We start from the raw sequence: 13,280 nt of genomic DNA on the forward strand, positions 1-13,280 counted from the left end.
TCTTGGACGTGGCATTCACAGCACGATCTCCGTTCCGTCGGCCGGTATCTGCCATCCCGCCGCCTCGGCAATCTTACGTTCGGGCGAGGCGGGCAGCAGCGCCGGGTTCGAGTTGTTGATATGCAGAAATATCTTCCTGTCGATATTGAGGTCTGCCAACCGTGCAATCGCACCGTCGTCGCCCGACATTGCGACGTGGCCCATGCTCTTGCCGGTCTTGTGGCCGAGCCCGGCCCTGATCATCTCGTCGTCCTGCCACACCGTGCCGTCGAAGAACACCAGCGCCGCACCGTCGATCTCGGCCTTGAGCGCGTCGGTGATTTCGGCGCAGGCGGCGATGAAGTAGAAGCACTTGCCTGATGACTTGTCGGTGATCTTCAGCCCCAGCGTATCGCCGTCGCCGCTCTCGCCGCCGGGATGCGCCTTGCCTTCCAGATACCAGGCCGACTTGCCGGGCACCGCGAAGGCCAGCACTTCGAGGCCTGAGCGCGCGCCGTCGGGCAACCGTGGCTCGAACGGCTCGCTGATCCCGATCGGCTGGCGCTTGACGTTCTTCTCGTTCAGCACGTTGAAGATGCTGTTGCTGGCCAGGATCGCCAGCACCTTCTCGTGCGCATAGACCGTGAACGGCGAGCCCTCGCGCATCGACAGCAGGCCCGCGACCGCATCGACCTCGCTGTTGGTCAGGATCACGCCTGCGACAGGCGTGTGGCGCAGCGCGCCCGCCTTGGGATGGAGCTGCGGCGTGGCATTCAATTGCTGGCGCAGATCAGGGGAGGCGTTGATCAGAAACCAGTGCTCGCCGTCGCCGCTGAAGGCAACCGAGGCCTGGGTTCGAAAAAGCTCATGTCCATGGCTGCGGGCCGCGCGGCAGCCCTGACACCCGCAATTCCATTGCGGGACTCCGCCGCCAGCCCCGGCGCCCAGGACGACGACGCGAAGCATGATCCGTCTCCTGGAGGCAACGTCGCGAGGTGGATCTCAGGCCGTCACGGTTTCCATCGTGCGGAAACGGATCGTGACAGAAAGACCCACCTGCGCAGAACGCATACTCACCAACCGCTCACTTGCGGGTGGCGCTCACATACATGTTGATTTCCATGCCGCAGGGCACTTCGACGATCTTGGGGGCTTTCCAGGCCATCTCGGCTCTCCTTATTCGCGAATTCGGACGTATCCGCCCGGGGTTAAATTACTGCGGGCGTGAAAGTTCGCCAGTGAAATTTTCCCGAGCATGGGCATGTTGCGTCGCGAAACTCGGCTGGGGAACAGTACTTTCTGGTGATACGGCCTTGCGTCTGGCGCATTCGGTCGCGAACCCTGTCCTGATAAAGCAGTTGTGAGTGCAGTGCAGCTTTCAATCCGGTACAGGCGGCTCTAGCTGGATCTCGTGATGCCCAAATATTTCTTCAACACCCGTATCGGCGATGAACTGATCGTGGACCCCGACGGCGAGGATCTGCGCAACCCCGATCGCGCCTGGGAGGTCGCCCGCCAGATGATCCTGGAGGTTGTGAAGTCCGAAGGCGCCCAGCCGGCCCTGCTCGAGGCGGTCATCGAGGTGACCGACGACGACGGCGAGATCGTGCTGGAGTTTCCCTTCAGCGAGGCCCTGCTGGATATGCCGGACGAGTCGGCGACGAGGCACTAGGCGAAAGGGCAAGTTGCGAGCGTGGCGGGGAGGTGAGCCAACTTGCTCCCCTGCGAAATCCGCATGGCTTTGCCGCGGTCCCGGCGCTAAAAGACGCCGGTCACACGGAGCACGTCATGCAAGATCTCTGGCGCCTGTCGGCTGCCGACCTCGCGACCCTCGTCAGGTCCAAAAAAGTATCCGCCCGGGAGGCGGCCGAGGCCGGCCTCGACCGTCTGGACGCCGTCAATCCCAAGCTCAACGCCGTGATCGACCACCGGCCGGAGGACGTGCTCAAGCAGGCCGACGCCGTCGATGCGGCCATCGCCCGGGGCGAGGACCCCGGCGTGCTCGCGGGCGTGACCGTCACCATCAAGGCCAATGTCGACCAGGAAGGCTTCGCCACCACCAACGGCCTGAAGCTCCAGCGCGACCTGATTGCGCGCGAGGACAACCCTGTCGTCGCCAATTTCCGCAAGGCCGGCGCGGTTCTCCTTGGGCGCACCAATTGCCCGGCCTTCTCCTATCGCTGGTTCACCACCAACCTCGTCCATGGCGACACCAGGAACCCGCGCGATGCGTCGCTGACCCCCGGCGGCTCGTCCGGTGGCGCCGGCTCGGCGGTCGCGGCCGGCATCGGCCACATCGCCCACGGCACCGACATCGCCGGCTCGATCCGCTATCCCGCCTATGCCTGCGGCGTGCACGGCCTGCGTCCGACCCTCGGCCGTATCCCCGCCTTCAATCCGGCGCTGCCGGAGCGCCCGATCGGCCCGCAGATCATGGCGGTCTCGGGTCCTTTGGCCCGCACGGTCAACGATCTCAGGATTTCGCTCGCCGCGATGTCGGCCCGCGACGTCCGCGATCCCTGGTATGTGCCGGTGCCGCTGGAAGGCCCCGCGCGCGAGAAGCGCGCCGCGATCTGCCTCAACCCGGACGGCCTGGCCACCACGCCTGAGGTGAAGGCGGCCGTGACCGACGCCGGCAAGCGCCTCGAGCGCGCCGGCTGGACCGTCGAAATGATCGAGAACACCCCGCCGATGCGCGAAGCGGTCGAATGGCAGCGCAAGCTCTGGCTGGGCGATGCCTTCGAGGCGCAACTCGAAATGGCGGAGCGCGAGGGCGATCCCGGTGCGCTGGCGTGCCTGCGCGGCAACCGTGCCAAGGTCACGCCGATGGACCAGGCCAACTACGCGAAGGCGCTGACCCGCCGCGCCACGCTGACCCGCGACTGGATGCTGTTCTTCGAGAAATACGCCGTGGTGCTGACGCCCGTTTCCGGCGAACTGCCGTTCCCCGATCATCTCGACCGCAAGGACGCCGCCTCCTTCGAGCGCGTCTGGGAGGCGCAGCTGCCGCAGATCGCGACGCCCTTCATGGGATTGCCGGGCCTCGTCGTCTCCACCGGCCTCGTCGGCAAAACGCCTGTCGGCGTGCACATCGTCTCCGGCCGCTATCGGGAGGATCTGTGTCTGCTCGCCGGCGAAGCGATCGAGGCGGGCGGCGTGCCGCCGTCGCCGATCGATCCCGTGGGTTAGCGATGTCTGATCTCTACGACTTCAAGGCCAATTCGCTCGCGGGCGAAGAAGTGTCGATGCGCGCCTACGAGGGGCAGGTGCTCCTGATCGTCAACACCGCGAGCAAATGCGGCTTCACGCCGCAATATCGTGGGCTGGAAGATCTGCACCGCGACCTGTCACCGCGCGGCTTCTCGGTGCTCGGCTTTCCCTGCAACCAGTTCGGCGCGCAGGAGCCGGGGCAGGCGGCCGAGATCCAGGCGTTCTGCTCCACCAATTACGACGTCACCTTTCCGCTGTTCGAGAAGATCGACGTCAACGGCGCCCACGCGCATCCCTTGTACGAGTACCTGAAACGCCAGCAATCCGGCCTCTTGGGCGCCTCCATCAAATGGAATTTCACCAAATTCCTGGTGGACCGTGCCGGCCAGGTGATCGCGCGCTACGCGCCCACCGCGCGGCCGGAAGGATTGCGGCAGAAGATCGAGACCCTGTTATGAGCGAGACATCAATGAGCGAAGAATTTCCGGACCGCCTGTCGGTCGACCCCAACAGCCCCTATTACAACGCCGATATCCTCCAGCGCGACGTCGGCATCCGCTTCAAGGGCGTCGAGAAGACCAATGTCGAGGAGTACTGCATCAGCGAAGGCTGGGTCCGCGTCACCGCCGGCAACGCCAAGGACCGCTACGGCAACCCGCTGACCATCAAGGTGCACGGGCCCGTGGAGCCGTATTTCAGGGACAAGAAGTAAGCACCTCAAGCTCTCTCCTCGTCATTGCGAGGAGCCCTCGCGACGAAGCAATCCGGAATCCATCCGCGGTGACAGACCGGATTGCTTCGCTTCGCTCGCAATGACGAAAGGAATCCCCCATGTCCGTCCGCATCGTCGACGTCCGCGAAATCACCAAGCCGATCTCGTCCCCGATCCGCAACGCCTATATCGACTTCACCAAGATGACGACGAGCCTCGTCGCCGTCGTCACCGATGTGGTGCGCGACGGCAGGCGGGTCGTCGGCTACGGCTTCAACTCCAACGGCCGCTACGGCCAGGGCGGCCTGATCCGCGAGCGTTTTGCCGCCCGCATCACGGAGGCCGATCCGAAGTCGCTGCTCAACGTATCAGGCGACAATCTCGACCCCGACAAGGTCTGGGCCGCGATGATGACCAACGAGAAGCCGGGCGGCCATGGCGAGCGCTCGGTCGCGGTCGGCACCATCGACATGGCGGTGTGGGATGCGGTGGCGAAGATCGCGGGCAAGCCGCTGTTTCGTCTGCTGGCCGAGCGTCACGGCGTCAAAGCCGACCCGCGCGTGTTCGTCTACGCCGCCGGCGGCTATTACTATCCCGGCAAGGGCTTATCGATGCTGCGCGGCGAGATGCGGGGCTATCTCGATCGCGGCTACAACGTCGTGAAGATGAAGATCGGCGGCGCCGATATCGACGAGGACCGCAAGCGTATCGAGGCCGTGCTGGAAGAGATCGGCAAGGACGCGCAGCTTGCCGTCGACGCCAACGGCCGCTTCAATCTCGAGACCGGCATCGCCTACGCCAAGATGCTGCGCGACTATCCGCTGTTCTGGTACGAGGAGGTCGGCGATCCCCTCGACTACGCGCTGCAGGCCGCCCTCGCCGAATTCTATCCCGGCCCGATGGCGACGGGCGAGAATCTGTTCAGCCACCAGGACGCCCGCAACCTCATCCGCTACGGCGGCATGCGCCCCGACCGCGACTGGCTGCAATTCGACTGCGCTTTGTCCTATGGCCTGTGCGAATACCAGCGCACGCTCGAAGTGCTGAAGACCCACGGCTGGTCCCCCAGCCGCTGCATCCCCCACGGCGGCCACCAGATGTCGTTGAACATCGCGGCGGGCCTCGGCCTAGGGGGCAACGAGAGCTACCCCGACCTGTTCCAGCCCTATGGCGGTTTCCCGGACGGCGTCCGCGTCGAGAACGGCCACATCACCATGCCCGACCTTCCGGGCATCGGCTTCGAGGGCAAGTCCGATCTCTACAAGGAGATGAAGGCGCTGGCGGAGTAACGGCGGTCGTTGGACTACGACGACTGCGCTATCCACTCCTCTTGGAATCTTCCCCACGCTCGCAATGGCGTGGAAAGAGCGTTTGCCCCCTACGACAACCGCATGTCCAGCAGCCGTCGCCCTTCGCCCTTCAGCAGCTTCTTCACTGCGCTGGAGGCAACGACCTCGCCGTCATTGGCGTAGGCTTCGTGGTTCTTCTCGATGTCGTCGAGGCGGTAGAGGTAGTTGACCATCACGCCGGCGGATTCGCGCAGGCCCTTGGGCGAGAGGTCCCCCAACCAGTTGATGCGCTCGAGGCGCGCGCCGTTGCCGAGGTGGAAACGGGCGACGGAATCGATCAGGCGGCCCTTCGCGGTGCGCGCCTTCAGGAAGTAGTGGGCGGCGAGCGGCTCGATCACGCCGCGCAGCTGCGCCGTCGTCTCCGGGTTCTCGAACCATTTGGGATCGTCGAGGCGCTTGAGGATCTCGCGGTCCTCCTCCGACAGCGGCAAATCCTTGTCCTGCTTGATCCATTGCATGAAGCCCGGCACCGGCGACAGCGTCACGAAGGTGTCGAGCTTCGGCGTTTCGCGGCGCAGCTCCTCGACCACCTGCTTGATCAGGAAGCTGCCGAAGGAAATGCCGCCGAGACCGCGCTGGGTGTTGGAGATCGAATAGAACACGGCGGTGCGCGCCTTCTCGATCGGCAGGTGCTGGCGATCGACCGCCAGCAGCGGCGCGATCGCGCCGGGAATCGTCTCGGTCAGCGCCACCTCGACGAAGATCAGCGGCTCGTCGACCATCGCCGGATGGAAGAAGGCGTAGCAGCGGCGGTCGACCGGATCGATGCGGCGGCGCAGATCGTCCCAGTCGCTGATCTCGTGCACGGCCTCGTAGCGGATGATCTTTTCGAGGATGTTGGCCGGGGTCGACCAGTCAATCCGGCGCAGCACGAGAAACCCCCTGTTGAACCACGACGAGAGAAGATGCGAGACGTCGCGGTCGAGCGCGGCGAGATCGGTGTGTCCGTTCATCATGCCGAGCAGGTCGGCCCGCATGGCGACGAGATCGCCGGTGCCGCCCGGCGCGCGGTTGAGGCGGCGGATCAGCTCCTGCCGCCGCGGTTCCGAGGCGAAATGCAGCGCGCTCGCGTCCTCGTCGCTCGGTTGAGTGCGCCATTTCTCGATCGCCTTGGTCAGGCGCTCGTGGTCCGGGCCGAAATCGCGCACCAGCCCTTCGAAGAAGGCGCGGCGGCCTGCCGGATCCAGCTCCTGGTAGATGTCGAGCACCTCTCGCGCCATGGCGGTGCCGGAGGCCTCGCCCCGGCCCGACAGCAGCGCGCCGCAGAGCTCGATCAGCCCGTCGGCATCCTGCTTGGCGTCAGTGGCATCCCCCCGGCGCAGCAGCGTGCGGCCGCGCTCGGAAATTGTGGCGAGCAGGTCGGAGAAGAAGGCATTGGCCATCTGGGCTTTTCGAATCCGGGTTTGTGCGGTGCGGAAGCTTACACGGGATTTAGGCGGATGCCGATCACAATCAAGCGGTGGAGTTTTGTATCTTTAGTGGTGCCATGCATCCCCGAAGACGCAGTCATGCCCCGGTCAGGCCGGGCGATGACACCGAGTGCGTGGCAAACTCCGTCGGCGTCCGTCCCGTCACCTGGCGGAACGCGGCCGAGAACGCGGGCACGCTGGCATAGCCGAGCTGCGTCGCGAGCTGCTTCACCGACACATTCGCGTCGGTCGACAGCCTCCGGATCGCCGCCGCGATCCTGGCGCGCTGGCACCAGCTCTTGAAGCTGAGCTGTGTCTCCGTCGAGAACAGCCGCGACAGCGTGCGAGCGGAGGTGCCGACTTCGCGCGCGAGCGTGTCGATGTCGTGGAGCCCGGTGGGATCGTCGAGCACGATCATCGCGGCGCGCCGGCAGCGCGGCTCGTGCGGCAGCGGCACGAAGGTCGCGGAATCCTCGGCCTGGTGCAATTCCAGCATCACCAGGCGCACCAGCAGCTCGGTGCGTTCCTCGGTGTTGCGCGGGTCGAACAGCGCCAGGATCGCCTGGTTGAGCAGCGGCGACACCCGCACCACGAATTCCCGGGTCAGTCCCTCGTAGCGCTTTTCGCGCTTCAGCCAGGCCACGTCGAAATACAGCGTGCGCATCTCGATGTCGGCGAGCAGGTCGATGGCGTGCTGGAGCCCGGCCGGCACCCAGACCGCACGGTCCGGCGGCACCAGCCAGCGCCCCTCGGGCGTGTTCACCTGCATCGTGCCCTTCGCCGCATAGATCAGCTGGGCCTCGCGATGCATGTGCAGGTCGATCCGCATGCCTCTCGGATAGTCGCGCGCGACCAGGTGCACGCCCGCGGTGGAGCGGTGGTTGCCCTGGACCTCCCTCAGGATTGGCGTTTCCAAGACAGTCATTGGCAGCATCCCGTCATGGCTCCGACATATAACTCATTTCGGAGCAGGAGAGGATTCCGAATGAACAGCCCCGTCAGGGTCATCAGTTTCGTCAATGCCGGTCATTTCATCGACCATTATGCGATGCTGATCTTCGCCGCCGCCGTGATCATCATGGGGCCGGCGCTCGGCATGGCCTATTCGGAACTGCTTCCCTACGCGACCCCCGGCTTCATCGCCTTCGGCGCGGGCTCGCTGCTGACCGGCTGGCTCGGCGACCGCTGGAGCCGCCGCCACATGATGCTGATCTTCTTCGTCGGCATCGGCGCCTCCATGATCTCGGTCGGCTTCGTGCAGACGCCGGTGCAACTCGGCGCCGCGCTGCTCGCGATCGGCGTGTTCGCCTCGATCTATCACCCCGTCGGCACCGCGATGATCGTGTCCTATGCCGAGAGACTCGGCCGCGAGATGGGCATCAACGGCGTCTGGGGCAATCTCGGCGTTGCCTCCTCGGCGCTGGTCACCGGCGTGATCGGACAGTATCTCGGCTGGCGCTTCGCCTTCATCATTCCCGGCATCGTCACCATCCTGATCGGCATCGCCTTCGCGATGCTGGTCGTGCACGAGGACCGCAAGGGCTCGAAGCAGGCGGCCGCGCAAGCGCGCGTCGCCAAGCAGGACATGTGGCGCGTGGTGCTGTCGCTGCTGATCGTCGTGATCGCGATCTCGACCACCTTCAATGCCGTCACCGTGGCGCTGCCAAAGCTGTTTGCGGAGCGGCTCGCGGACCTGACCAGGAGCCCGGCGCTGTTAGGGGTCATCGCGGCCTGCGTCTACGTGTTCGGGGCGATGACGCAGTACACGATCGGCCGGCTGCTCGATCGCTATTCCCTGAAGACGGTGGCCTTGCCGCTGTCCTTCATGCTGGCGCCGTTCCTGTATCTGGCCGCAAGCCTGAACAATCTGCCGCTGATCCTGGTGTCGATCGGCATCGTCATGGGTGCGTTCGGCCAGGTCACGGTGAACGACGCCATGGTCGGCAAGTACACCAGCGAAGAATGGCGCTCGCGCGCCTACGCCGTGCGCTATTTCATCGGCTTCACCGCGGCCGGCGCGTCGGTGGGCCTGGTCGCCTGGCTCTACGAGCAGGGCGGCTTCGTCACCATGCTGCACGCGTTTGCGGGCCTGTGCCTGCTGGCGATCGCCGCCGCGATCATCCTGCCCCGCGAGATCAGGACGCCGGCGGCGGCGTGAGCGAAGGCGCGCGCTCAATGTTTCGGGTTGCGGCCGCGGATGTGGTCGAAGCCCTGCTTGATTGCGGCGAAGCGCGCTTCGACGATCGGCTCGAATTCGAGGTCGGTGAAGATATATGGCCAGTCGTTTTCGACGCCTTCGCGGACGAGTTCACCGACATAGAGGGGATCGATGCCCTGAGAGACGCGTTCGCGGATCAGGTTGATCCGCTCGGCGACGGGGCCGGAAGTCGGCATGGCAGGAACGCCCTCCTCGAAGCGTTTGGGGACATTGCGCCTCGAGTTGATGATTTGAGTGCGGATGAACCCGGGACACAGCACCGATACGCCAATTCCGCGGGGCGCGAGCTCCTGCCGTAGTCCCTCGGACAGCGCGACAACGCCATACTTTGAAACGTTGTATGCAGTGCTCGCCCCTGAAATCAGGCCAGCGATCGAGGCTGTGGAGACGATATGTCCACCTTCGCCATGCCGTTCGATCAACGGCCCGAAGATCTCGATCCCCCAAATGGTCGCCATCAGGTTGACGCCGAGGGTCCAATTCCACGACGCCTCGGTCCAGGCCCCATAGGGCCCGCCGCCGCCGACGCCCGCATTGTTGACGAGGATATGCACCTTGCCGTAGCGGGCAGTCGTGGCTTCGGCGGCCGCCACGAGTTCGGCTTTGAGTGAGACGTCGGCTTTCACGCCCTCGACATCGACGTTGGTGAGCTTCAGTTGCTCGAGCGCTGCGGACAGAGCCTCTTCTTCAATATCGCAAAGCATGACCTTCGCCCCCGCCTGGGCGAAAGCGGTCGCGATCCCCAGGCCGATGCCTGACGCTGCACCCGTCACGAACGCGGTCTTTCCAGCGAGTTCTTTCACGCGCATTCTCCTCCGGCAAGCCGAGACTTTTGCACTGAAACTTCAGGTTGTTTCCGGAGGGCATATGATCGCACTTTCGAGCGATTTGGAAGCCTGCCGGATGTCCGCGTCTGGCCGCGCGGTGCCGCCATGGGCGTCGACCGTATCCAGGCCGACCACCTCTCCTTCGGCGGCGTTGCCGACGCGGTGCTGCGGCAGTCGAAGGTCCCGGTGCTGCTGGTCTCCAGCGGCGAGGCGCCAAGCGAGAAGGCCTGAGCGACGCTGCGCTCGCAATGACGGAGGGGGCAGGTCACGAACGCCTCCCATGATGCCATTATGCCGGTGTTTTGCCCGACGGTGCAAGCAATTTTCGGCAAAATCGAATATCTCGCGCCATTTCAACCCCATGTCTACTGTGCATGGGGTTGTTTTGGCGATTTCGTCCGAGCAGCCTCTAGGACTTCAGGACTTCAGCGGCCGCATTCGCCTTCGGCGCCTTCTTCGAGGCGCGCCAGTTCTCGAAGCGCTGCACCACCACGAAGAAAGCCGGCACGAACAGGACCGCGAGGCAGGTCGAGGCCAGCATGCCGGAGAACACGGTGATGCCGATCGACTTGCGCGCGCTGGCGCCGGCGCCGGTCGCGAGCACCAGCGGGACCACGCCGAGAATGAAGGCGAACGACGTCATCAGGATCGGACGGAAGCGCGCGCGTGCCGCCTCGATCGCGGATTCGATGATCGGCTTGCCGTCGCGGCCGTGCAGCTCGAGCCCGACCTCGACGATCAGGATCGCGTTCTTGGCCGACAGCGCGATCAGCAGGATCAGGCCGATCTGGCAATAGAGGTTGTTGTCGATCTTGAGGCCCGAGAGGATCAGCATCGGCCCGAGCAGCGACAGCGGCACCGCGAGGATCACCGAGATCGGCGCGTACCAGCTCTCATACTGGCCGGCGAGCACGAGATACACCAGCAGCATGGCGAGCCCGAACACCCAGTAGATCTGGTTCGAGACCGCCTTCTCCTGGTACGACATCGCGGTCCATTCATAGCCGGTGCCCTGCGGCAGCGTCTTGTCGGCGATCTCCTCCATCAGCTTCAGCGACTGGCCGGACGAGTAGCCCTGCGCCGGCAGGCCGATCACGGTCGAGGAGGGATAGAGATTGTAGAGGCTGATCAGCGACGGCCCGGTGGCCGGAGTGATCGTGGCGACGGTGCCGATCGGGATCATGTCGCCGTTCGAGTTGCGCACCTGCATGTTGGCGATGTCGCGCTCGGTGACGCGGAAGGCGGGATCGGCCTGGGTGTAGACCTGGAACACGCGGCCGAACTTGTTGAACTGGTTGACGTAGGACGAGCCGAGATAGGTCGACAGCGCCGCGAACACCTGGTCGGTCGTCACATGCAGCGTCTGGGTCTTGATGCGATCGATCTCGACGTTGAACTGCGGCACCGACGAGCGGAACGAGGACTGCACGCGCTGGAGCGCGCTCTGGCTCTGGCCGTTGCTGACCATCGCGCCCGTGATCGCTTGCAGCTTGGCGAAATCGCTGTTGCCGTCGCGAAGCTCGACCTGCATCGAGAAGCCGGCCGCGTTGCCGATGCCCTGGATCGGCGGCGGCGGCAGCACCAGGGTGCGCGCCTCCATGATATCAGCGACCTTGTCGTTGAGGCCGTAGACCAGCGAGCGCAGATCCTCGCCCTTGCCGCGCGACTCCCAGTCCTTCAGGATGATGTAGGCGACGCCGGCATTGGCAAGGCTGGCGCTGTTGTCGAGCGCGGAGATGCCGGCGATGGTGATGACCTGCTGGACGCCGGGCGTGCCCTTGATGATGTCGGCGGCCTTGTCGAGCACCTTCTGGGTTCGCTCCAGCGAGGCGCCGTCGGGCAGCTGCACGGCCGCGATCAGATAGCCCTGGTCCTCGATCGGCAGGAAGCCGGTCGGCACCCGCGACAGGCCGTAGCCGCTGCACCCGATCACGACGAGCGCGAACGCGACCGAGATCGTCGCGTGCTTCACCAGGAAGGTGATCAGCCGGGTGTAGCCGCGCTCGACCTTGTCGTAGACCGCGTTGAAGCCGCGATAGAAGAAATTGCGCTGCTCCGGCGGCGCTGTCGGCCGTAGCCACAGCGCGCACTGGGTCGGCTTCAGCGTCGCGGCGTTGATGGCCGACAGCAGCGCGGTCGCCGCGATCACCAGCGCGAATTGCGAATAGATCCGCCCGGTGAGACCGGCGAGGAACGAGGCCGGCAGGAACACCGAGATCAGCACCAGCGTGATGCCGACGATCGGCGCGAACAGCTGGTCCATCGCACTGATCGCGGCGTCGTGGCCGTTCATGCCCTTCTCGATATTGTGGGCCGCGCCTTCCACCACCACGATGGCGTCGTCGACCACGATGCCGATCGCCAGCACGATCGCGAACAGCGTCGACATGTTGATGGTGAAGCCGAGCGCCGCCATCGCGGCGAAGGCGCCGATGATGGTGACCGGCACCGTGGTCGCCGGCACCAGCATCGCGCGCCAGTCCTGCAGGAACACCAGGATCACGACCAGCACCAGCAGGCCGGCCTCGATCAGGGTCATGTAGACCTCGTGCACCGAGGCGTTGACGAATTTCGTGGTGTCGAACGGCGTGTCGTATTTGATGCCCTCGGGAAACCGCTTGGCGAGCTCCACCATCTTCTTCTCGACGGCCTGCTCGACCTCGAGCGCGTTGGCGCCGGGAGACTGGAATACGCCGATGCCGGTGGCCGGCTGCTTGTTCAGCGAGAAGATCTGGCTGTAGGTCTGCGCGCCGAGCTCGACCGAGCCGACGTCGCGCACGCGCGTGACGTCGCCGCTGGTGCCCGTCTTGACGATGATGTTCTCGAACTCGCTGGTGTCGTCGAGCCTTCCGTTGACGTTGAGCGTGTACTGGAACGCCTGTCCCGGCGGTGTCGGCGGCGCGCCGACCTGTCCGGCCGAGACCTGCTGGCTCTGCTGCTGGATCGCGTTGATGACGTCCTGCGGCACCAGGCCGCGCACCTGCAGCTTGTTCGGATCGAGCCAGACCCGCATCGAATACTGGCCGGCGCCGAACACCGTGACGTTGCCGACGCCGGGCAGGCGCGAGAGCTCGTCGCGGATGTTGATGGTGGCGTAGTTGCTCAGGTAAAGGCTGTCGAACGTCTTGTCCGGCGAGGTCAGCGTCACGAACAGGAGGATCGAGGTCGACCGCTTCTGCACGGTGACGCCCTGGTTCTGCACGGCGGACGGCAGTTGCGACAGGGCGCTGGAGACGCGGTTCTGCACCAGCACCTGCGCGAAGTTGAGGTCGGTGCCGATCTTGAACGTCACGGTCAGCGTGTAGGTGCCGTCGGAGCCGCTGTAGGACTGCATGTAGAGCATGTCCTCGACGCCGTTGACCTGCTGCTCGATCGGCAGCGCGACGGTGTCGATCACGGTCTTGGCGCTGGCGCCGGGATAGCGCGTCGTCACCTGCACCGTCGGCGGCACCACATCAGGGTATTGCGCGACCGCGAGGTTGAACAGCGCGACGCCGCCGATCAGAATCATCAGCAGAGCGATGACGTTCGAGAGGACGGGCCGTTCGATGAAGAACTTTGAGATCATGACGCGCG

The 13,280-nt window shown here is 65.0% G+C and carries 13 protein-coding genes; 7 read left to right on the forward strand and 6 right to left on the reverse strand.

What is annotated here, in order from left to right:
* Positions 1-15: 15 nt before the first annotated feature.
* Positions 16-945 carry a pyrroloquinoline quinone biosynthesis protein PqqB gene (gene pqqB / locus QY049_RS17460; protein WP_301269712.1) on the reverse strand — a complete coding sequence of 310 codons (930 nt, stop codon included), beginning with the start codon at positions 943-945 and terminating at the stop codon, positions 16-18.
* Positions 946-1,063: 118 nt separating this feature from the next.
* The gene (gene pqqA / locus QY049_RS17465; protein ID WP_007595659.1) at positions 1,064-1,144 is read right to left on the reverse strand and encodes a pyrroloquinoline quinone precursor peptide PqqA; all 81 of its coding nucleotides are present in this window, start codon (positions 1,142-1,144) and stop codon (positions 1,064-1,066) included.
* A gap of 249 nt (positions 1,145-1,393) precedes the next feature.
* Between pqqA and QY049_RS17470 the strand changes: the two genes are divergently transcribed.
* From QY049_RS17470 to tarD, 5 genes are all read left to right on the forward strand, one after another.
* A complete protein-coding gene (locus tag QY049_RS17470; protein ID WP_194479875.1) occupies positions 1,394-1,651 on the forward strand; it encodes a hypothetical protein in 258 nt (85 codons plus the stop codon).
* A gap of 116 nt (positions 1,652-1,767) precedes the next feature.
* A complete protein-coding gene (locus QY049_RS17475; RefSeq protein ID WP_301269713.1) occupies positions 1,768-3,168 on the forward strand; it encodes an amidase family protein in 1,401 nt (466 codons plus the stop codon).
* Between the two features lie 2 nt (positions 3,169-3,170).
* Entirely contained in the window at positions 3,171-3,647 is a 477-nt protein-coding gene (locus QY049_RS17480) for a glutathione peroxidase (protein ID WP_194479878.1), read from the forward strand.
* Positions 3,644-3,901, forward strand: a complete 258-nt coding sequence (locus tag QY049_RS17485; RefSeq protein ID WP_194479880.1) for a DUF3297 family protein — start codon at positions 3,644-3,646, stop codon at positions 3,899-3,901. The genes QY049_RS17480 and QY049_RS17485 overlap by 4 nt, the downstream gene beginning before the upstream one ends.
* 119 nt (positions 3,902-4,020) lie before the next feature.
* The gene (tarD, locus tag QY049_RS17490) at positions 4,021-5,190 is read left to right on the forward strand and encodes a D(-)-tartrate dehydratase (RefSeq protein WP_194479882.1); all 1,170 of its coding nucleotides are present in this window, start codon (positions 4,021-4,023) and stop codon (positions 5,188-5,190) included.
* Between the two features lie 89 nt (positions 5,191-5,279).
* On the opposite strand, the gene QY049_RS17495 is transcribed toward tarD, so the two are convergent.
* Both QY049_RS17495 and QY049_RS17500 read right to left on the reverse strand, forming a co-directional pair.
* Positions 5,280-6,632, reverse strand: a complete 1,353-nt coding sequence (locus tag QY049_RS17495) for a malonyl-CoA decarboxylase (protein ID WP_194479883.1) — start codon at positions 6,630-6,632, stop codon at positions 5,280-5,282.
* Positions 6,633-6,756: 124 nt separating this feature from the next.
* Positions 6,757-7,584, reverse strand: a complete 828-nt coding sequence (locus QY049_RS17500) for a helix-turn-helix transcriptional regulator (RefSeq protein ID WP_194479885.1) — start codon at positions 7,582-7,584, stop codon at positions 6,757-6,759.
* Between the two features lie 60 nt (positions 7,585-7,644).
* Between QY049_RS17500 and QY049_RS17505 the strand changes: the two genes are divergently transcribed.
* Positions 7,645-8,817, forward strand: a complete 1,173-nt coding sequence (locus tag QY049_RS17505; protein WP_301269714.1) for an MFS transporter — start codon at positions 7,645-7,647, stop codon at positions 8,815-8,817.
* Between the two features lie 14 nt (positions 8,818-8,831).
* Here the strand turns inward: QY049_RS17505 and QY049_RS17510 are convergent, their stop codons facing one another.
* Positions 8,832-9,680 carry an SDR family NAD(P)-dependent oxidoreductase gene (locus QY049_RS17510; protein ID WP_194479889.1) on the reverse strand — a complete coding sequence of 283 codons (849 nt, stop codon included), beginning with the start codon at positions 9,678-9,680 and terminating at the stop codon, positions 8,832-8,834.
* Positions 9,681-9,809: 129 nt separating this feature from the next.
* Between QY049_RS17510 and QY049_RS17515 the strand changes: the two genes are divergently transcribed.
* Positions 9,810-9,935, forward strand: coding sequence for a hypothetical protein (locus QY049_RS17515; RefSeq protein WP_301269715.1), 126 nt, complete (start codon positions 9,810-9,812; stop codon positions 9,933-9,935).
* A gap of 178 nt (positions 9,936-10,113) precedes the next feature.
* Here QY049_RS17515 and QY049_RS17520 read toward each other — a convergent pair whose 3' ends face one another.
* Positions 10,114-13,272 carry an efflux RND transporter permease subunit gene (locus tag QY049_RS17520; RefSeq protein WP_301269716.1) on the reverse strand — a complete coding sequence of 1,053 codons (3,159 nt, stop codon included), beginning with the start codon at positions 13,270-13,272 and terminating at the stop codon, positions 10,114-10,116.
* Between the last annotated feature and the right edge of the window lie 8 nt (positions 13,273-13,280).

The organism is Bradyrhizobium sp. WYCCWR 13022 (assembly GCF_030435535.1).
Taxonomy (GTDB): domain Bacteria; phylum Pseudomonadota; class Alphaproteobacteria; order Rhizobiales; family Xanthobacteraceae; genus Bradyrhizobium.